Source organism: Rhodococcus sp. S3 (assembly GCF_058211795.1).
Genome location: NZ_CM177074.1, coordinates 2,187,186 through 2,206,151, shown reverse-complemented (window position 1 = coordinate 2,206,151; position 18,966 = coordinate 2,187,186). Strand labels below are relative to the sequence as shown.

At 68.9% G+C, this 18,966-nt stretch carries 16 protein-coding genes and 6 tRNA genes; 10 read left to right on the top strand and 12 right to left on the bottom strand.

Annotation, left to right across the window (positions count from 1 at the left end):
- Positions 1–4: 4 nt before the first annotated feature.
- The 8 genes from AC0LPE_RS10290 to AC0LPE_RS10255 all read right to left on the bottom strand — a co-directional run bounded on the left by AC0LPE_RS10290 (position 5) and on the right by AC0LPE_RS10255 (position 7,712).
- A complete protein-coding gene (locus tag AC0LPE_RS10290; protein WP_490606134.1) occupies positions 5–1,105 on the bottom strand; it encodes an NUDIX hydrolase in 1,101 nt (366 codons plus the stop codon).
- Complete coding sequence (locus AC0LPE_RS10285; RefSeq protein ID WP_016694911.1) at positions 1,102–2,229, bottom strand: glycosyltransferase family 4 protein; 1,128 nt, start codon at positions 2,227–2,229, stop codon at positions 1,102–1,104. The genes AC0LPE_RS10290 and AC0LPE_RS10285 overlap by 4 nt, the downstream gene beginning before the upstream one ends.
- Positions 2,230–3,132 carry a phosphatidylinositol mannoside acyltransferase gene (locus AC0LPE_RS10280; RefSeq protein WP_006551380.1) on the bottom strand — a complete coding sequence of 301 codons (903 nt, stop codon included), beginning with the start codon at positions 3,130–3,132 and terminating at the stop codon, positions 2,230–2,232.
- Positions 3,129–3,800: a phosphatidylinositol phosphate synthase gene (gene pgsA, locus AC0LPE_RS10275; RefSeq protein ID WP_490606133.1), complete on the bottom strand. Its 672-nt coding sequence runs from the start codon at positions 3,798–3,800 to the stop codon at positions 3,129–3,131. Before pgsA ends, AC0LPE_RS10280 begins: the two co-directional genes overlap by 4 nt.
- A 151-nt stretch (positions 3,801–3,951) precedes the next feature.
- Positions 3,952–4,473: an ATP adenylyltransferase gene (locus AC0LPE_RS10270; protein WP_051033086.1), complete on the bottom strand. Its 522-nt coding sequence runs from the start codon at positions 4,471–4,473 to the stop codon at positions 3,952–3,954.
- 59 nt (positions 4,474–4,532) lie between these two features.
- The gene (thrS, locus tag AC0LPE_RS10265) at positions 4,533–6,611 is read right to left on the bottom strand and encodes a threonine--tRNA ligase (RefSeq protein ID WP_490606132.1); all 2,079 of its coding nucleotides are present in this window, start codon (positions 6,609–6,611) and stop codon (positions 4,533–4,535) included.
- Positions 6,612–6,750: 139 nt separating this feature from the next.
- Positions 6,751–7,401 carry a DUF742 domain-containing protein gene (locus AC0LPE_RS10260; protein ID WP_490606131.1) on the bottom strand — a complete coding sequence of 217 codons (651 nt, stop codon included), beginning with the start codon at positions 7,399–7,401 and terminating at the stop codon, positions 6,751–6,753.
- 239 nt (positions 7,402–7,640) lie between these two features.
- Positions 7,641–7,712: transfer RNA gene (locus tag AC0LPE_RS10255), tRNA-Val, on the bottom strand.
- Positions 7,713–8,122: 410 nt separating this feature from the next.
- Between AC0LPE_RS10255 and AC0LPE_RS10250 the strand changes: the two genes are divergently transcribed.
- The 5 genes from AC0LPE_RS10250 (at position 8,123) to AC0LPE_RS10230 (ending at position 8,585) form a co-directional block, all read left to right on the top strand.
- Positions 8,123–8,195 (top strand) — tRNA-Gly (locus tag AC0LPE_RS10250).
- Between the two features lie 25 nt (positions 8,196–8,220).
- Positions 8,221–8,291, top strand: a tRNA-Cys gene (locus AC0LPE_RS10245).
- Between the two features lies 1 nt (position 8,292).
- A tRNA-Val gene (locus AC0LPE_RS10240) sits at positions 8,293–8,367 on the top strand.
- A gap of 50 nt (positions 8,368–8,417) precedes the next feature.
- Positions 8,418–8,493: transfer RNA gene (locus AC0LPE_RS10235), tRNA-Gly, on the top strand.
- 20 nt (positions 8,494–8,513) lie between these two features.
- Positions 8,514–8,585 (top strand) — tRNA-Val (locus AC0LPE_RS10230).
- Positions 8,586–8,762: 177 nt separating this feature from the next.
- Here AC0LPE_RS10230 and AC0LPE_RS10225 read toward each other — a convergent pair.
- A complete protein-coding gene (locus AC0LPE_RS10225; protein ID WP_490606130.1) occupies positions 8,763–9,257 on the bottom strand; it encodes a 2-isopropylmalate synthase in 495 nt (164 codons plus the stop codon).
- Between the two features lie 399 nt (positions 9,258–9,656).
- Between AC0LPE_RS10225 and AC0LPE_RS10220 the strand changes: the two genes are divergently transcribed.
- Entirely contained in the window at positions 9,657–10,208 is a 552-nt protein-coding gene (locus AC0LPE_RS10220; RefSeq protein WP_490606129.1) for a GNAT family N-acetyltransferase, read from the top strand.
- 70 nt (positions 10,209–10,278) lie between these two features.
- Here the strand turns inward: AC0LPE_RS10220 and zapE are convergent, their stop codons facing one another.
- A complete protein-coding gene (gene zapE / locus AC0LPE_RS10215) occupies positions 10,279–11,292 on the bottom strand; it encodes a cell division protein ZapE (RefSeq protein ID WP_016694441.1) in 1,014 nt (337 codons plus the stop codon).
- Between the two features lie 165 nt (positions 11,293–11,457).
- Here zapE and AC0LPE_RS10210 point away from each other — a divergent pair, with 165 nt between their 5' ends.
- From AC0LPE_RS10210 to msrB, 3 genes are all read left to right on the top strand, one after another.
- On the top strand, positions 11,458–13,017 hold the full coding sequence (locus tag AC0LPE_RS10210) for an alpha/beta fold hydrolase (RefSeq protein ID WP_037191399.1): 1,560 nt from the start codon (positions 11,458–11,460) through the stop codon (positions 13,015–13,017).
- A 64-nt stretch (positions 13,018–13,081) separates the two neighbouring features.
- Positions 13,082–14,317 (top strand): glycosyltransferase family 87 protein, encoded by a 1,236-nt coding sequence (locus tag AC0LPE_RS10205; protein WP_490606128.1) that lies wholly within the window; start codon positions 13,082–13,084, stop codon positions 14,315–14,317.
- 57 nt (positions 14,318–14,374) lie between these two features.
- The gene (msrB, locus tag AC0LPE_RS10200; protein WP_059381498.1) at positions 14,375–14,803 is read left to right on the top strand and encodes a peptide-methionine (R)-S-oxide reductase MsrB; all 429 of its coding nucleotides are present in this window, start codon (positions 14,375–14,377) and stop codon (positions 14,801–14,803) included.
- Here the strand turns inward: msrB and AC0LPE_RS10195 are convergent.
- The gene (locus AC0LPE_RS10195; RefSeq protein ID WP_490606127.1) at positions 14,766–15,491 is read right to left on the bottom strand and encodes an HAD family hydrolase; all 726 of its coding nucleotides are present in this window, start codon (positions 15,489–15,491) and stop codon (positions 14,766–14,768) included. The two genes, msrB and AC0LPE_RS10195, sit on opposite strands and share 38 nt — an antisense overlap.
- Before the next feature lie 176 nt (positions 15,492–15,667).
- Here AC0LPE_RS10195 and AC0LPE_RS10190 point away from each other — a divergent pair, with 176 nt between their 5' ends.
- Positions 15,668–16,636: an L-lactate dehydrogenase gene (locus AC0LPE_RS10190; protein WP_490606126.1), complete on the top strand. Its 969-nt coding sequence runs from the start codon at positions 15,668–15,670 to the stop codon at positions 16,634–16,636.
- Positions 16,637–16,640: 4 nt separating this feature from the next.
- Here the strand turns inward: AC0LPE_RS10190 and AC0LPE_RS10185 are convergent, their stop codons facing one another.
- Positions 16,641–18,926, bottom strand: a complete 2,286-nt coding sequence (locus AC0LPE_RS10185; protein ID WP_490606337.1) for a molybdopterin-dependent oxidoreductase — start codon at positions 18,924–18,926, stop codon at positions 16,641–16,643.
- Between the last annotated feature and the right edge of the window lie 40 nt (positions 18,927–18,966).

Genomic DNA, 18,966 nt, shown 5'->3' with positions numbered 1-18,966 from the left:
GGGCTCAGTGGATCGCGCGGATCTCCGGCTCGAGCCGCCGCATCGCGACCTGCCGCGCCTCGTCGAGCAGCTCGGGCAGATCGTGCGGGTAGACCGGGTTCCCGGACTGCACGAGCGTCTGCAGTTCGTCGTCGTCGAACCAGCGGTGTTCGAGGCGCATGCTCCGCTCGAGATCGGTGAAGCCGTCCGCTGCGGGTTCGAAGGATGGCACCCGCACCGCAAAGAACAGCTCCTCCGAGTGCAGGACCTCGCCGTTGAACGGGAAGACGGCCACGCGCCGCCACATCGGCCCGCACAGGAGATCGCGCTCGACCCGCAGGCCGGTCTCCTCGGCGAGCTCGCGGAGCGCGGCCGACGCGAGGTTCTCGCCGGGTTCGACGGCGCCGCCGATCGTGAACCAGAAGTGCCGCTCGGGCACTGCCGGGTCGTGTCCGCGCAGCAGCAGGACCCGGCCGTCCTCGTCGAGCAACACGACGCGGGCCGACGTGCGTGCCCGATCCGGCACAGGGATGGTGCGCGCAGCGGGAGCAGTGGCAGTGCCGGATGCAGGGGCCGCGCTCGGAGAAGGAGCCGTGCCGGGAACGGCCGGAGACGCGGTGGCGACCGCACCCGCCCGCTCGGCGATCTCGAAGTAGGTGGGCAGCGGCGCGGTTCCCCCGAGGTGCAGCCAGCGGACCGGTCGTCGGGTGCGCAGCGCCAGGGTGTCGCGTACCGCGTCGTTGTGGAAGCGGCGGGCGATGAGCACGCGCGCCTCCGCGTCGGCGAGTTCGGCCACGAGCTGGGGGCGCAGCCGGCCGGTCTCGAGGCGTGCCAGGGCAGCCGACAACGCGTTCTCGGCCTCCTCGCGCCGGTCGCGGTCGGCCCGCTCGGCGGTGTCGGCGAGTCGGGCGAGTGCGCGTCCCTCCGGGACGGGGATCGACGCGGCGATGCTCCGCACGACCACCGCGCGGCGCGCCAGGGCCGCATCGAGTGCCTGCCAGGACAGATCCGAGCGCACGTGGAGACGGTCGAGCCGGTTGGCGGTGGAATAGGCCCACACACCGATCGCCACGACCACGGCGGCGACCAGCGACAGGACGAGGATCGTCACCGCGCTGACGGTCACGACCGGACCTCCCGCACCGGGCCGGCACCGACGGTGACGGTCTCGTAGACCCGCAGGATCTGATCAGCGACCACCGGCCAGTCGTACGCCTCGACCACCGTGGATCCGAAGTCGACCAGCGCCTGCCGGCGGTCGTCGTCGTCGAGGACCTCGAGGATGCCGCGTGCGAGCGCGTCGGCGTCGCCGACCGGGACGAGGACACCGGCCTGTCCGTCGCGCAACACACGGCGGAAGGCGTCGAGCTGGGAGGCGACGACCGCCGTCCCCGCCGCCATGGCCTCGACGAGCACGATGCCGAAACTCTCACCACCGAGGTTCGGCGCGCAGTACACATCCGCGCTGCGCATCGCGGACGCCTTCTCGTCGTCGTCGACCTGCCCGAGCAGGCGCAGGTGCCGGAAGTAGCGCCCCGCCTCCTTCCGCAACCGCTCCTCGTCGCCGCGCCCCACCACGAGGATCTCGATGTCGGGATGCCGGGCGACGAGAGCCGGCAACGCTCCGAGCAGGACATCCATGCCCTTGCGGGATTCGTCGTACCGGCCGAGGAAGAGCACCGTGCGGCCCGGTCGCGGATAACCCGGCAGCAGCGGGGCGTGCCGGAAGAACGGCACGTCGACACCGTTGGGGATCTCGACCGCGTCGGCGCCGAGAGAGGTGACCTGCCAGCGCCGGGCCAGCTCGGACACCGCGATCCGGCCGCTGATCTTCTCGAGATAGGGCTGCAGGACGCCTTGGAAGGTGCTGAGCACCAGCGATTTCGTCGTGGAAGTGTGGAAGGTCGCCACGATCGGCCCTTCCGCCACCTTGAGCGCGAGCATCGACAGGCTCGGCGCGTTCGGTTCGTGGATGTGGAGGACGTCGAAGTCGTTGTCGTTGATCCAGCGGCGGACCCGCGCGTAGGAGACGGGACCGAAACTCAGGCGCGCGACCGATCCGTTGTACGGGATGGCGACGGCGCGACCTGCGGAGACGACGAAGTCCGGCAGGGGCGTCGTCTCCGACGCGGGAGCGAGCACGCTCACCTCGTGCCCGCGCCCGATGAGGACCTCCGCGAGATCCACGACGTGTGCCTGTACTCCACCGGGAACGTCGAAGGAGTACGGGCAGACCATCCCGATCCTCACCTACGCCTCCATCCGGGCGCGGCGGGCCTCCGACAGATCGTCGAGCCACAACGGTTGCAGCATGTGCCAGTCCTCGGGGTGGGCGGCGATGTTGGCGGCGAACCGGTCGGCGAGGGCCTGTGTGGCAGCGTCGATCCCGACGCTCACGTCGAGCTCCGGATCCACGCGGAACCCCCAGCCGTCCTCGGTGAACCAGCAGTGCACCGGCAACAGTGCCGCACCGGTGTCGATGGCCAGTTTCGCCGGTCCGGCGGGCATGCGGGTCGGTTCGCCGAAGAAGGTGACCGGGACTCCCTTGCGAGCGAGGTCGCGTTCGCCGAGCAGGCACACGATCCGGTTGTCGCGCAACCGCGCGGCCAGCTCCCCGAACGGAGGTGTCTCCCCGCCGCTCGAGGGGAAGATCTCGAAACCGAGACCCTCGCGGTAGTCCACGAAACGGCGGTAGAGGGACTCGGGACGCAGGCGCTCGGCGACCGTGGTCAATCCGCCGAAGTAGCGGACGCACCACACGCCGGCGAGATCCCAGTTCCCACTGTGGGGCAGCGCCAGGATCGCGCCGCGACCGGCGGCGAGCGCCGCCTCGATGTGCTCACGGCCCTCGATGGACGAATCGATCGACTTCGCGGTCGCGTCGAGATCCATCGACGGCAGGCGGAACGCCTCGCGCCAGTAGCGCGCGTAGGACCGGACCGACCGGCGGATCAGATCGTCGGGCACCTCGTGCGGCTGCACCCCGAGCACCCGCGCGAGGTTGCGGCGCAGTTGCTGCGGTCCGCCGCCACGGCGCGCCGCATGGTCGGCGCCGGCGTCGAACAACCGTCGCGCGACGCCGTCGGGCAGCGCCCGGACCAGGCGCCAGCCACCCGCGTACGCGAGATCGGACGCCTTCTCGCCGACACTCACTGCGCTCCCCCGTCGTCCCGGGTCTCCGTCGTCCCGCCGGCCGGGGGCGTGATGGGAAGCAGTTCGCGCGCACCCGCGGAGTTGCGGACGGCGAGAACCCGCTGGAAGACCGTGATCACCGATCCGACGACGAGCAGCCACATCGCGATGTGGATCGCCCAGTCGAGCCCGAGGCCGGTGAGACCGGCGCCCACGAGCACGATCACGAGCCGGTCGGGCCGCTCGATCAGACCGCCGTCGGCGGACAGACCGCTCGCCTCGGCCCGCGCCTTCGCATACGAGATGACCTGCGAGGTCACGAGGCAGACGAGGGTGGCGACGAACAACGGGCGGCTCTGCTCGTGGTAGACGGCCCACCACGCGAGACCACCGAAGATCGCACCGTCGGCGACCCGGTCGCAGGTCGCGTCGAGTACCGCTCCGAAGCGCGTTCCGCCCCCGCGGGCCCGGGCCATGGCGCCGTCGAGCATGTCGAACATGACGAACAGCCAGATGACCATCGCGCCCCAGAACAGGTGTCCCATGGGGAACAGCGTCACGGCGGCGGCGACTGTGGCGACGGTGCCGATGAGCGTGACGGCGTCCGGAGTCAGGCCGGTACGGATCAGCGCCTTGCCGAGCGGCGCGGTGACCTTCGACACCGACGCACGCCCGAAGAAGCTCAGCATCCCGCGACCCCTGTCTTCCTGTCCGACCGTTGTGTCCGGAATCCGATCCTGCCACGAGTGGAGCCGGAAATGCGCGGTCGGCCCGCGGTGGGTCGGCACGCGAACGGCACCACGGCCGTGCGCTGCGATCGCGACGACTCGGGGAGGACTGTCACTCGTCCCATGCCGAGGCGAGCAGTGCACGGGTGTCGCGCAGCAGCTGCACCATCACCTTCGACCCACCGAGGACGGTGATGAAGTTGGCGTCGCCGCCCCAGCGCGGGACGACGTGCAGGTGGAGATGCTCGGCCAGCGAGCCTCCCGCCGCGGCACCGAGGTTGAGGCCGACGTTGAAGCCGTGCGGCCGCGAGACGCGCTTGATGACGCGGAGCGCCCGCTGCGCGAACTGCATGAGCTCGGCACTCTCCTCGGGCGTCAGATCCTCGAGGTTGGCCACCCGGCGATACGGCACGATCATCAGATGGCCCGGGTTGTACGGGTACAGGTTGAGCACCGCGTACACCAGTTCGCCGCGTGCGACGACCAGGCCCTCCTCGTCGGACATCTTCGGGATGTCGGTGAAGGGCTCGTACGGCTCGTCGCGACCCCGCGGGGACTCGGTGATGTACGACATCCGGTGTGGCGACCACAGGCGCTGCAGGTGGTCGGACTCTCCCACGCCGCGATCGACCATCGAGGCGGGACTGTCCTCGGTCGCTGGGATGTCGGCGGGTCCCGGGGTGCGGTCGCCCGTCACGACGGGCTGCCTTCCCCACCGGAGCCGACGAGTTCGGCGGTGGGCGAGGCGTTCTCGCGGCGGCGGACCCATTCGGTGACGATCCGCACGGCCTCGTCGACGGGCACGCCGTTGACCTGCGTGCCGTCGCGGAAGCGGAAGCTGACCGCGCCGGCCGCGACGTCGCGCTCGCCGGCGAGCAGCATGAACGGCACCTTCTGGGTGGTGTGGGTGCGGATCTTCTTCTGCATGCGGTCGTCGGAGACGTCGACCTCGGCGCGGATCCCCTGCGCCTTCAGCTTGCCGACGACGTCGAACAGGTGACCCTCGAAGTCGGCGGCCACGGGGATGCCCACGACCTGAACGGGCGAGAGCCACGCGGGGAAGGCACCGGCGTAGTGCTCGGTGAGCACACCGAAGAACCGTTCGATGGAACCGAACAGTGCGCGGTGGATCATGACGGGACGGTGCTTGGCACCGTCGGCGCCGGTGTACTCGAGCTCGAAGCGTTCGGGCAGGTTGAAGTCGAGCTGGATCGTCGACATCTGCCAGCTGCGGCCGAGCGCGTCCTTGACCTGCACGGAGATCTTCGGGCCGTAGAAGGCGGCTCCGCCCGGGTCGGGCACGAGGTTCAGGCCGGAGGCCTCACCGACCTCGCGCAGCGTCTCGGTCGCGACGTCCCACAGTTCGTCGCTGCCGACGAACTTCTTGGGGTTCTTCGTCGACAGTTCGAGGTAGTAGTCGTCGAGCCCGTAATCCTTGAGCAGGTCGAGGATGAAGTTCAGGACGCTGGTGAGCTCGTCGCGCATCTGCTCCGGGGTGCAGAAGATGTGTGCGTCGTCCTGCGTCATGCCGCGCACGCGGGTCAGGCCGTGGACGACACCGGACTTCTCGTAGCGGTAGACCGAACCGAACTCGAACATGCGCAGCGGCAGTTCGCGGTAGGAGCGCCCGCGCGACCGGAAGATCAGGTCGTGCATCGGGCAGTTCATGGGCTTGAGGTAGTAGTCCTGGCCCGGCTTGCGGACGGTGCCGTCCTCGTTGAGCTCCTCGTCGATGTGCATCGCGGGGAACATGCCGTCGCGGTACCAGTCGAGGTGACCGGAGACCTCGTACAGCTGACCCTTGGTGATGTGCGGCGAGTACACGAACTCGTAGCCGGCCTCGACGTGCCGCTGGCGCGAGTAGTTCTCCATCTCCTGGCGGATGATGCCGCCCTTGGGATGGAAGACGGGCAGACCCGAACCGAGCTCGTCGGGGAACGAGAACAGGTCGAGCTCGTTGCCGAGCTTGCGGTGGTCGCGGCGTTCGGCCTCGGCGAGGAGTTCGAGGTGCGCGTCGAGCGCCTCGGTGGACTCCCAGGCCGTGCCGTAGATGCGCTGCAGGCCGGCGTTGTCCTGGTCGCCGCGCCAGTAGGCCGCGGAGCTGCGCGTGAGCTTGAAGGCCGGGATGAACTTGGTGGTGGGCACGTGCGGGCCGCGGCACAGGTCCTTCCAGACGAGCTCACCCGTGCGCGGGTTGAGGTTGTCGTAGATGGTCAGTTCCTTGCCGCCGACCTCCATCACCTCGGGGTCCGGCTCGAAGTCACTGCTTCCTGCCTTGTCGTCGATGAGTTCGAGCTTGAACGGCTCGTCCTTCAGTTCCTCGCGGGCGTCCTCGAGGCTGTCGACGACGCGACGCGAGAAGCGCTGGGCGTCCTTGACGATCTTCTTCATCCGCTTCTCGAGCTTCGCGAGATCCTCGGGCGTGAAGGGACGCTCGACCTGGAAGTCGTAGTAGAAGCCGTCGCGGATCGGCGGGCCGATGCCGAGCTTGGCCTCCGGGAACTCCTGCTGCACGGCCTGCGCGAGCACGTGGGCGGCCGAGTGGCGGATGACGCTGCGGCCGTCGTCGGTGTCGGCGCCGACGGCCTCGACCTCGACGTCCGCTTCGGGCGTCCAGGACAGGTCGCGCAGCGCGCCTTCGGAGTCGCGGATGACCACGATCGTCTCGGGTCCCTTGGTGGGCAGACCCGCGTCACGGACCGCCGCGCCCGCAGTGGTCCCCGCGGGCACCCGGACGATCGTGGCTGGTTTCGCGGATGCGGGCGTGGTCACTGTGACGGACTCCTCGGCTCGATGCCTGATACGTGGTCGTCGCCGGGCACGTGCTGCGGTCGACGACCGCGAGCACACGGCAACTTCCTCATGCTATCGACATCCGCGCGGACCGCGAACACAGGGAGCCGTGAAGTCCTCAGAGGTGGTTGAGACCCGTCAGTACCCGTTCGAGCAGTTCGACGTTCGGTCCCACCTTGTCTGCGGTGCGGTGCACGGTGATCTCGCCGGTCGCCGCGAGATCGCCGACGAGCACGCGGGCGACACCGAGCGGGATCTGCGCGAGGGCCGCGATCTCCATGATCGATCTCGGCTGGGCGCACAACGCCAGCACGAGGCGATGCTCATCCATCGCCGGACCGGACTCACTGCCCATCGCGGAGGGGACGGCCGACACGAGCACTTCGAGAGGCAACTCCACCTCGGCTCGGGTGCGTCCCCCGCTCCGTACGAACGGGCGCACGAACGACGACGTCTCTGGCTGGTTCATGTCCTCGATTCCCACACTGGTCCCGGTGCCCGCATTCCGGCCGGCCGCCTGCGCTGCTCCGACCGACTGCGCTCTGTCGACCGATCGCGCTGTGTCGACCGATCGCGCTCTGTCGACCGGTTGCGCTGCGGGCCGGTACACCTCGGCTGCCGTGACCTCGTCCACGACGGGGCCCGGCTCGCGGTGATTCCGTACCGGCACGGCGTGATCCGCCGGCCGCCGACGTCGACGGGACCGACCGGATCCGAATCTCGCTCCGGTCGCCCCCACGACCGGCCATTCGTTGTCCGCAACGCTCATCCGGACGTGTCCTCCTCGACGACCACGATCCTGCCATCACTATGCGCACTTCGGCCACAAGCACCACAGCTGTGCCCACACGACACGCGTGGTCGAGCCCGATGGGGCCGTTGCGGTTCGAAGGAAACAAGCGCTCGCGGGCGACCCGCCCGACCGGGCGCCACGCACGCTCAACGATTTCATCAAGGTACGAAAAAAGGCACCCCTGCGGGGGTGCCTTTCGTCACTGTCCATCTCGGTGGTCCCGGCTGGGATCGAACCAGCGACCTCCCCGGTGTGAACGGGACGCTCTTCCACTGAGCCACGGGACCGGGCCGCTTCGCAGCGGCTCGAACGAGATGGAACACTAACACGCTCCCGCCACGAACACGAATCGCCTGGTCGCAGCGTTTCGATGCGATGTTCCGTGCAGCGCGTCCGGGCGCTGCACGCGCGCGCACGCGGGCGGGCAGGAGTCGGCACCCGGAGCGGCACGCCCCTCCGCCCGGGAGGCCCCGGAGGGCGCGACCGCCGGCGGGATCGACCCGAGCAGGAGACGCGAGATCGGCCCCGAAGCCGAATTCGGAAGCCCGATTCGACACCTCTCATGGGGTCATCGAGCCGTCACGTTCGCGAAATCTGCCGGTTTTCCGCCGTTGACCTGCGGATTTGTGTGTTTCGTAGATGCTCGGCTACTGTTTTGAACCGCACCACGGAGAGCAAGACGCCGAACGGTGCGAATGCGGATGTAGCGCAGCTGGTAGCGCATCACCTTGCCAAGGTGAGGGTCGCGGGTTCGAATCCCGTCATCCGCTCGAGAGGTTGGACTCGACCTTTTACGGTGGAGTGGCCGAGTGGTGAGGCAACGGCCTGCAAAGCCGTGCACACGGGTTCGATTCCCGTCTCCACCTCGCGCGATTAGCTCAGCGGGAGAGCGCTTCCCTGACACGGAAGAGGTCACTGGTTCAATCCCAGTATCGCGCACCAGGTTCGACCAGCACGTGGGTCGAACCGGTTCACCGAAACAACGTGCACATGCGGATGTAGCGCAGCTGGTAGCGCATCACCTTGCCAAGGTGAGGGTCGCGGGTTCGAATCCCGTCATCCGCTCCACTCCGGCGATCACCATGCCGGCGCGATTAGCTCAGCGGGAGAGCGCTTCCCTGACACGGAAGAGGTCACTGGTTCAATCCCAGTATCGCGCACAGAAGATGAAGGCCCCCTTCGAATTTCGAAGGGGGCCTTCATTCGTTCGTGGAGACGCATTCGTTCGTGGAGACGCATTCGTTCGTGGAGCCGGCCGATCGTCCGGGTCACCCCGGTGAGAGATCCGACTGCGGGTGGTCCGGTGCGAAGGTACTCCCCCGCACCGGACCGGCGCGTCACGCGCCGAGCTTGTTGATCCCCGCGATCATCGCCCGCAGCGACGACTCGTTGCCGGTCTCGCCCGTGCCCATCACCCAGGTCGTGCGCTCGCCGGAACGGCACAACAGGAAGGTCGCGGACATCCCACCGAGGTCGTGGCGGTGGAACGACAGGATCTCGATGTTCAGCCCGAGGTCGTACAGCATCGCAGTCATTGCGGCGATCGGCCCGCAGGTCGTGGCGGATGCCGTGTGGATCGTGTCGCCGATCGCGATCGTCGCCTCGAAGGCGCTGCGCCCCGCACCCAGGGCCGTCGCGGTCCAGCCACCGAGGCGGACCGGGCCGTGCTGGGCACCGTAGGTGGATTCGAACTCCGTCCAGCTCATGCCGGAGGCTTCCTCACGCAGTCCGCGAGGAAGGGCACGCCCGTAGCGAGCGAAGAACGGATCGGCATCAGGGGTGCCGAAAGGGAACATCGGAGCGAAATCGGAGAAGGAGGTGAAGGCGTTCATCGTTCGTAGTGGTCTTCCACGAGAAGGGAGGACCGACGCGTAGCTCAACGACCCGCAGCGAGGGGTCGGTCCGAATCAGACCCCGCTACGGCGGTGAACTACGAGTACGCGCTTCATAGCCGCGACGGTACAACGCACCGACATTTCGTGCAAGTCGTATGCACGGGACCGTGTGACGGAACCGTGACCAGTGCGGCTGGAACCTGAGGTATCCCTCATGTAGCGTGGATGTTGCCATCCCCCCGATGGTGTCGAACCCCAGCCATGACCCCCCATCCAAGGCTGGGGTTCAGCCATATCCGGACCCTTTTCCGCCTCACGTCCGGCTCGTGTCTCCGTCTCGCATCGACACGCGGGGCACCTGCCGGATCGTCCCGTCCGAGTGCTTCACTGGTGTGCATGTCCATGCCACCACTCGAAGAAGCGGTCTCCGTCGACGAGGCAGGCATCTGGGATGCCGAGGCGATCGCCCAGGTCGCCGCCGCGACCTTCCCGCTCGCCTGCCCTCCGGACGCCGCCGAGGACGACATCGCCGACTTCATCGAGCGCACCCTCAGCGCGGAGAAGTTCGCCGAGTATCTGTCCTCCCCCGAACGCATCGTTCTCGAGGCGCGCGCGGGTGAGGAGATCGTCGGCTATCTGATGGCAGTGGACGCCGCTCCCGAGGATCCGGCGATCGATGCGATGCTCACGGCACGGCCGGCGACCGAGATCAGCAAGCTGTACGTGATGCCGGGTCACCACGGTTCCGGGGTGTCCGCGGCGCTCATGGACGCGATCGTCGCGCGGGCCCGCACGCTCGGGCGGGCGGGCCTGTGGCTCGGCGTCAACCAGGAGAACACCCGCGCCCGGCGCTTCTACGAGAAGCAGGGCTTCGAGGTGGTGGGCACGCGCACGTTCGTCGTGGGCGCGCAGACGCACGACGATTTCGTCATGCAGCGCACCCTCTGAACGAAACTCCCGGCAGTGAGCCGGTGATGGGGTGAGGACGACCCGGCGCACACGAGCGCCGGGTATCCGATCAGCCCGCGGCGACCTCGAAGCGGGACAGCGCCAGGAGACGGGACGTCGCGCGCAGGTACTTCTTGCGGTAACCGCCGGCGAGCATCTCGGGCGTGAAGATCTCGTCGAGCTTGGCGCCGGAGACCGTCACGGGGATGCTCGCGTCGTACATGCGGTCGGCGAGGACCACCAGACGCAGGGCAACCGACTGGTCCTTCGCCGGGTGCACGCCCTCGAGGAAGACCGCGGGGACACCCTCGACGAGCTTGCCGTAACGCGAGGGGTGCAGCGTGCTCAAGTGCGCGCACAGCTCGTCGAAGTCGTCGAGCGTGGCGCCCGGGATCGCTTCGGCGCGCTCGGCGAGCTCGGCCGAGTCGACCGGATCGGGTGCGGGCGGCAGGTCGCGGTGACGGTAGTCGGGGCCGTCGACGCGGATGGTCTCGAAGATCGACGCGAGCTTCTTGATCTCGCGCAGGAAGTCCTGTGCCGCGAACCGTCCCTCACCCAGCTGGCCGGGGAGCGTGTTGGAGGTCGCGACGATCGAGACGCCACGGGCCGACAGTTCGGTCAGCAGACGCGAGACGAGCATGGTGTCGCCCGGATCGTCGAGTTCGAACTCGTCGATGCACAGCACGCTGTGGCTCGACAGCTCCTCGACGGCCTTGTTGAACCCGAGGGCGCCGACGACGTGGGTGAGCTCGACGAACGTGCCGAAGGCCTTGGGGGCGGGTGCGCTGTGGAAGATCGAGGCGAGCAGGTGGGTCTTGCCCACGCCGAAGCCGCCGTCGAGGTAGAGGCCGGCACCCTGCGGCTGGGAGCGGCGGCCGAACAGGCCGCGCTTGCCGCCGCGGATCTTCCCGATCTTGCCGACGAACTCCGCCGCGGTCTTCACCGCGGCCGCCTGACTCGGCTCGTTCGGATCCGGGATGTACGACTCGAAGCTCACCTCGTCGAACATCGCGGGGGGCACCATCTGCGCCACCAACTGGTCTGCAGGCACCACCGGATTGCGGTCGACGAGACGTTCGTGCATTAGCCCAGGGTACGACCGCACCATGCTCGGATCCTCACTCGAATCCGGATTGCGACCTACTTCACACGGCGTTCACCTCGGCGTCATGCACCGGGAGGACACTTCGGATCGGCCGCTCCACCACCGGCTGCACGCGTCCGCCGGTGAACCTGGCAGGCTGTGCGCATGCGCAGATCGGGAGTGATCGCCGCGATGTTGATCACGGTTGCCGCGGCGTCGACCGCGTGCGGAGCAGGACCGTCGATACGTCCCGACGTCGCCGTGGTGCGCGACGATCCCGGTGTCGCCGTCGACAGGACCCCGCAGGACGAGACCGAAGTGCCCGACCTTCCAGTGCCGTCGGCCGAACCGGCGTGGCGGAACTGCACCGACGAGACACTCTCCTCGTTCGACGCACCGCCCGGCCCTCAGGGCCTGGTTCTCGAGTGCGCGGAGGTCGTCGCCCCGATCGATGCGGCCGGCACCGTGACGGGCACCTTCCCACTGGCGGTCATGCGGGCACGACTGCCCGATACGCCCACCGACGTGGCGCCGCTGGTTCTCACGACCGGCGCCGACATCGCGTCCTCGCGTGCACTGACCGGCATGGCGACCGGTCCGATGTCCGGTGCACTGGCGATGCGCCCGATCGTCGCGGTGGATCGGCGCGGAATCGGCAACTCGCTCGCGATCGACTGCATCTTCCCCGCGGACCGTCGTGGTCTCGGCGATCTCGGGCAATTCGGCCGCACCGGCGATGCACCCGAACGTGTCGCCGATCTGGGCCGACAGGCGACCGTCTCGTGCACCGACTACCTGCAGCCCCAGCAGCTGATGTTCGGCGCATCGCACGCCGCCGACGACATCGAACGCCTCCGCCAGGCATGGGGCGTCGACCGGATCGGCCTCCTCGGGGTGGGGAACGGGGCGACGGTCGCGCTCGCCTACGCCGCCGCCTATCCGGGCGCGGTCGGCCGCCTGGTCCTCGATTCCCCCGCCGCGGCCACCGCCGACGCCGAGCTCATGGCCGAGTCGCAGGCCCGCGGCGCGGAGGCCGCCGTCGATGCCTTCACGCGGCAGTGCATCGCCCTCGACTGCGCCCTGGGCGACGATCCCCGCGCGGCGATCGAGGATCTGCACGAGCAGGCCACCGAGGGTGACCTCGCGCCGGTCTCGGCCAACTCGTTCCTCACGGCGCTGACGGGTGTCCTCGGCACGCCGCGCGGCGATCTGCAGGGCCGCGTCCGTGAGGTGGCGGACGTCCTCGCGGCGGCACGGGACGGCGATGTCATGCCGCTCATCGAACTGGTCGGCGCGGCCGAGGAGAGGCTCTCGACGGACGGTCAGTTCGTCGCCCGGTGCAGCGACGGACAGCGGTGGCCGACCCCGACCCATGCGGGCGATCTCGCCCGGAGCTGGTCGACCCTGTATCCGCTCTACGGCGCGGACCTTGCGACGGGCCTGACGGCATGTGCGGCGTGGCCGAGCCTGCCTCCCCCGCCGCTGCCGGCTGCGCTCGACGTGCCCGTGCTCGTCTCCTCGGGGGCCGCGGACCCGGTCGTGGGCAATGCCGGCGTGGAGTCGGTGACAGGTGTGCTCACCGCGGGCGGTATCGCCTGGGCGTCGCTGTCGTGGCAGGGGGCCGGCTACTCGGCGGTCCTGCACTCGGGTTGCGTGCAGGCCCGGGTGGAGGCCTATCTGTCCGAGGGGGAACTTCCGCCCAACGGGAGCCTGTGCCCCGCGTGAACCTTCCCGGCACGGGGTCAGGGCGTGTGCACGGGTCCGCAGGCCCGCGGTGTACCGTGCCGTAGTGTTCCTCAGAAGTCTCGAACCCCGGACCGCACGCACGACCGCCGAGGTGGTCAAGGCCGTGGTGTGGCCGCTTGCCGTACTGACGGTTCTGCACCGGGTCGTGGTCAAAGCGGTCAACGGGTTCCGGACGGACGACTTCACCCCGGTCTACAACGCGGCGCTGGCCTTCCTCAACCGCCGGCCGGTGTACACCGCCGAGTTCCAGTGGGTCGATCCCCACTATCTCTACCCACCTTCCGGCACGCTGCTGATCGCCCCGATCGCGGTGATCGACCCCGAACGGTCGCGGTGGTTGTTCATCCTCGCCAATGCGATCGCGATCCTCGTCGCGCTCTACCTGTTGCTGCGCATGTTCGGTCTGCGACTCGACTCGCCGATCGCGCCGGTGCTGGTCTTCGCCGCGTTCGCGTCCGAGACGGTGACGAACACGCTCGTCTTCACGAACATCAACGGTCTCGTCCTGCTCGGCGAGATCGCCTTCCTGACGCTGCTGCTCAAACGCCGTGATCTGTGGGCGGGAGCTGCGCTCGGCCTGACCTTCGCCGTCAAACCGATCCTTGCTCCCCTGCTGTTCCTGCCACTCGTGCGCGGACAGTGGAAGGTCTTCATCACCGCCGCGGGCGTCCCGATCGCGCTGACGATCATCGCGTGGCCCCTGTCGGTCGACGCGTGGCAGTTCGTCGAACACACCGTGCCGTACCTGCTCGAGTCCCGCGACTACTTCAACAGCGCGATCGTCGGCAACGGCATGTACTACGGGCTCCCGGCCTGGCTGGTCTTCGGCCTGCGGGCGGTGCTCGCGGTGATGGTCGCGGTCTCGGTGTGGCTGCTCTACCGCTACTGCCGCCACGACGAGGTGTTCTTCGTGTGCACCGCCGGCGGTGTGTTGCTCGCGGCCTCGTTCCTGCTCGGATCGCTCGGCCAGATGTACTACTCGATGATGCTGTTCCCGCTGCTGATGACGGTGCTGCTGCCGAATTCCGTGATGCGGAACTGGCCCGCCTGGCTCGCCGTCTACGGCTTCCTGAGCTACGACTCGTGGCTGTCGAGCCGATGGGTGGAAGCCGGGCGCGCGGCGGAGTACATGAAGACCACCTTCGGTTGGTCGCTGCTGCTCATCGTCGTCTTCGCCGTCCTGCTCGACCGCTACCTCGCCGCGAAGCGGGAAGGACGCCTGGCGGACGGTATCGAGCCGTCGCACCTGCTCGAGGAGAAACAGCCGGCACGGACGTGACCCGCTGCTTCCGGTGCAGACGTGACGCGTGCGCCGACCGCGGTTAGCGTGGAGATCATGACGTCTGCTCCTCGATCCGAACCCGCACCCAAGGTCGTCCACACCGACGAGGAATGGCGCGCGAAGCTCACACCCGCCGAATTCGCCGTGTTGCGTCAGGCAGGCACCGAGCGCCCCTTCGTCGGCGAGTACACCGACACCGAGACCGAGGGCATCTACGAATGCCGCGCGTGCGGTGCCGAACTGTTCCGCAGCACCGAGAAGTTCCACTCCCACTGCGGGTGGCCGTCGTTCTTCGACCCCGCCGACTCCGACGCCGTGATCCTGCGCGAGGACAACTCGCTGGGCATGCGGCGCATCGAGGTGGTGTGCGCGACGTGCCACAGCCATCTCGGGCATGTCTTCGAGGGCGAGGGTTACCCGACGCCCACCGACCAGCGGTACTGCATCAACTCGATCTCCCTGCGCCTGGTTCCGTCGGAGTGATCCCGGCCGCGGCCAGCGCGGTCCACAGTGCGTCGTGCCGCTCGGTGGTCGGTGCCGGTTCGACGAGTTCGAACGCACATCCGATCGACCGGGCGGCACCGTCCGCCTTCTCGCTGTCGCCGATCATCAGCGTCCGTCGCGGGTCGACACCGAGTCTGTCGACGGCGTAGCGGAAGATCTCCGGTTCGGGCTTGACGGCGCCCACCTCGAAGGACAGCGCGAACACCGACACGAGGTCGTCGATACCGAGCCGCGCGAAGGCCGGCCGCAGGTCGAAGGCGATGTTGCTCACCACGCCGACGGCGATCCCGTCTCCGGCGAGCTCCTCGATGACGGGAACGGTGTCCGGATAGACGGTCCAGCAGTCGGGGTCGGTCACCTTCTCGTAGAGCGCCTGTGCCTGCTCGGGATCGGCCACGCCCGACCTGCGCAGCACCGTCAGGTAGGCCTCGCGGTGCCAGCGCGGTTCGCGGTCGCGGTTGGTCCACGCGTGGTGCTCGTCGGCGTCCATCTCGACGGGCTGCCCGACGGGTTGCGTCAGCCGCCGCATGAGTTCGGCCTGCCGGTGCACGTCGAAGGGTCTGCCCTCGTGGTCGGTGACGTCCGCGAGCCAGCTCTCGTCCTCCTCGAGCCGGAACAGGGTGCCGGAGAAGTCGAACAGGACGGCATCGAAGGGAGTCTCGGCCATGTCCCGAGGCTAACGGCTGCGCGACAGTGGCAGGTCGGCTCGGGTAGATCTCCTCGAGCAGTCGCATCGCCGCCATCGCGGCGGGCCGGCCACTCGCAGGGAATGCCCCGATACGGACCGAATCATGTGGCCCGAGGTCACCGACCGAGCGGCCGGTATACGCCATAATTCCTCGCATGAGCGAGACGGGTACGAGAATCCGGCGACACACGAAACTGTCCGTCGTCGGTGCCGGAAGCGTCGGCACCGCGGTGGCGTACGCATGTCTGCTCCGGGGGTCGGCAGACGCGATCGCGCTGTACGACACGAATACCGCGAAGGTGCGCGCGGAGGTCCTCGACCTGAACCACGGCACCCAGTTCGCGCCGTCGTGCCGGATCGAGGGCAGCGACGACATCGCGGTCACCGCCGGTTCCGATCTCATCGTCGTGACCGCGGGGGCCAAGCAGCATCCCGGCCAGTCGCGCCTGGATCTCGCGGCCGCGAACGTCGCCCTGGCACGGGACCTGACTCCCGGCCTGCTGTCCGTCTCCCCCGAGGCGGTGATCGTCTTCGTCAGCAATCCGGTCGACATCGTCACCCGCGCCGCGATCGCGGCGACCGGCATCGCGGACGGCCGGATCTTCGGGTCGGGCACGGTGCTCGATTCCGGCCGGCTGCGGTATCTGCTCGCCCACCGTGCCGACGTCGCGATCGAGAACGTCCACGTGTTCGTCGTCGGCGAGCACGGCGATTCGGAGGTCGCCCTGTGGTCGAGTGCGACGATCGGCGGTGTGCCGGTAAAGTCCTTCACCGTCGACGGACGCCCGGTCTTCGGTCCGGACACCCGCGCCGCACTCTTCGAGGAGGTCGTGCGCAGCGCCTACGAGATCATCCGCGGCAAGGGCGCCACGAATCTCGCGATCGGACTGTCGAGTGCCCGCATCGTGGAGGCCGTGCTGCGGAACCAGCGCCGGGTGCTTGCGGTGTCGACGCTGCAGACCGGGCGGCACGGCCGGCAGGACGTCTGCCTCTCGCTTCCCACCGTCGTCGACGCGCGCGGCGCGCACACCGTGCTCGACGTGCCGCTGTCGTCGGAGGAGGAAGCGGGGCTGGCCGCCTCCGCAGCCACCCTGCGTGAGGTCCAGGCGTCCCTCGGCCTGTGACCGCTCAGCGCTGCCGGACGACGGGCGGATCGTAGGCCCGGATGGGCGGTAGCTCGCCGTCGAACCGCTCGACGTCGACGAGCACGTGCTGCCCGGTGCAGCCGTGGGACAGCGACGATGTGCCGACGTCGGGGGTGAGCACGTTCGCGTTCCCGTGCACGCACATCGATCCGGGATCGGACGGATCCAGCGGGTCGTACCAGGCTCCCGTCGCGAGCTGGACGACGTTCGGCAGCAGACCGTCGTCGAGGACGACCCCGGCGAGGCACGAACCACGATCGTTGAAGACGCGGACGATGTCGCCGGCCTCCAGACCTCGCGCGGCCGCGTCGTCGGGACGCATCCGGATCGGTTCGCGGCCACGGATCTTCGACGCCTGGCTCACCGAGCCGTGATCGAGCTGCCCGTGCAGGCGCGTGGCCGGCTGGTTGGCGATCAGGTGCAGTGGGAACCGTTCGACCCGCGAGGAGCCGAGCCATTCGTCGGGTTCGTACCAGGTGGGGTGCCCGGCACAGTCGTCGTAGCCGAACGAGTCGATGTCGGCGGAGAAGATCTCGAGCCGTCCGCTGGGAGTCCGCAGCGGGTTCGCCTCGGGGTCGGACCGGAAATCCTCGAACAGCGTCAGATCGTCCTCGGTCCGCATCCGGACCGGTCCGCCGTACCAGAAGTCGTCGAAGGGCGGCGGGTCCTCGACGCGCCGGTCGTCGGCGAGGACGAAACCGCGCCACTGCTCGTAGAGGTGTTCGAGCCACTGCCGGGACGTCCGGCCCTCGGTGAACTGCTCGCCGAAGCCGAGGCGGTGGGCGAGAGCGGTGAAGGTGTCGTAGTCGTCGCGGGCGTCGGCGAAGCGCGGGACGGCGGCCTGCATCGCGACGAGCAGCGGATCGTTGCGCGTGCACGTCAGGTCGTCGCGCTCGAGCGCCGTGGTCGACGGCACGACGATGTCGGCGTGCTTGGCCATCGGCGTCCAGTACGGGTCGTGAACGACGATCGTGTCGGGTCGCTGCAGGGCCCGGCGGAGCCGCCCGATGTCCTGGTGGTGGTGGAAGGGATTGCCACCCGCCCAGTACACGAGCCGGATGTCCGGGAAGGTCAGGCGACGGCCGTCGTAGTCGAACTGCTCCCCGGGCTGCAACAGCAGGTCGGAGATCGCGGCGACGGGGATGAAGTCCTCGACGTCGTTGTTGCCCTGGAACAGGGTGGGCAGCGGATACGGGACGGGCGCGAGACCGGGTTCGTTCATCGACCCGTAGCCGTGGCCGAAACCGCCTCCGGGAACGCCGAGTTGACCGAGCATCGCGGCGAGGGTCACGCCCGCCCAGGGCGCCTGCTCGCCGTGCCGCACGCGTTGCAGCGACCATGTGACCGACACCAGGGTGCGGCCGCGGGCCATGCGTCGCGCGAGGTCGACGAGGGTGCCGGACGGGATGCCCGACAGTCCGGCGGCCCACTCGGGGGTCTTCGGGACGCCGTCGGTGCGGCCGAGCAGATATTCCTCGAAGCGGTCGTAACCGGTGCAGTAGCGGTCGAGGAACTCGCGGTCGGCCAGACCTTCGGTGGCCAGGACGTAGCCGAGGGCGAGCATGATCGCGACGTCGGTGCCCGGCCGGGGCGCGAGCCACTCGTGCTCACCGTGCACGTCGCTGCGGATCGGGCTGAACGAGACGATCCGCCCGCCGCGGGCCCGCATCCGGTCGAGGGCGTCGCGGGTGGGGTGATCGCTCGTGCCGCCGTCGTTGACAGCGGTGTTCTTGAGCGGGATCCCGCCGAAGCACACCATCAGATCGGTGTCGCGGGCGATGACCTCCCAGGAGGTCGAGCGTGCGAACAGTTTCCAGTGGGTGCCCACGACGTGCGGCATGATCACGCCGGTCGCGCCGAGCGAGTAGGAGTGCACCGAGCGGGTGTAGCCGCCGAACATCTTCAGGAAGCGGTGCACCTGGCTCTGTGCGTGGTGGAACCGGCCCGGGGCGGACCAGCCGTAGGAGCCGCCGAAGATCGCCCGGTTGCCGTGCCGGTCCTTCACGCGCTGCAGTTCGCCCGCGAGGATCTCGGTGAGTTCGTCCCACGAGACGGCGACGTACTCGTCGTCGCCGCGTCGTGTGCTCGGTCCCGGTCCGTTCTCGAGCCAGCCGCGGCGGACGGCCGGCCCGGCGATGCGAGCACGGTGCCGCACCGATCCGGGGATGTTCCCCAGGATCGGTGAGGGGTCGCGGTCCCCGGCGTAGGGCTGCACGGCGACGATCTCGCCGTCGCGCGCCTGCGCCGAGAACATGCCCCAGTGCGCCATCTGGGAGAACAGACGACCGTCTCCCTCCGGTGGCACCGCG

Coding starts and splice junctions, on each gene's coding strand:
- zapE (WP_016694441.1), bottom strand. CDS start 11,292: ATGCACGAACGTCTCGTCGACCGCAATCCGGTGGTGCCTGCAGACCAG.
- AC0LPE_RS10185 (WP_490606337.1), bottom strand. CDS start 18,926: ATGGCGCACTGGGGCATGTTCTCGGCGCAGGCGCGCGACGGCGAGATC.
- pgsA (WP_490606133.1), bottom strand. CDS start 3,800: ATGCTGAGCTTCTTCGGGCGTGCGTCGGTGTCGAAGGTCACCGCGCCG.
- AC0LPE_RS10260 (WP_490606131.1), bottom strand. CDS start 7,401: ATGAGCGTTGCGGACAACGAATGGCCGGTCGTGGGGGCGACCGGAGCG.
- AC0LPE_RS10195 (WP_490606127.1), bottom strand. CDS start 15,491: ATGGCCGAGACTCCCTTCGATGCCGTCCTGTTCGACTTCTCCGGCACC.
- msrB (WP_059381498.1), top strand. CDS start 14,375: ATGACGTCTGCTCCTCGATCCGAACCCGCACCCAAGGTCGTCCACACC.
- AC0LPE_RS10270 (WP_051033086.1), bottom strand. CDS start 4,473: ATGGTCGATCGCGGCGTGGGAGAGTCCGACCACCTGCAGCGCCTGTGG.
- AC0LPE_RS10225 (WP_490606130.1), bottom strand. CDS start 9,257: ATGAACGCCTTCACCTCCTTCTCCGATTTCGCTCCGATGTTCCCTTTC.
- AC0LPE_RS10210 (WP_037191399.1), top strand. CDS start 11,458: ATGCGCAGATCGGGAGTGATCGCCGCGATGTTGATCACGGTTGCCGCG.
- AC0LPE_RS10190 (WP_490606126.1), top strand. CDS start 15,668: ATGAGCGAGACGGGTACGAGAATCCGGCGACACACGAAACTGTCCGTC.
- AC0LPE_RS10220 (WP_490606129.1), top strand. CDS start 9,657: ATGTCCATGCCACCACTCGAAGAAGCGGTCTCCGTCGACGAGGCAGGC.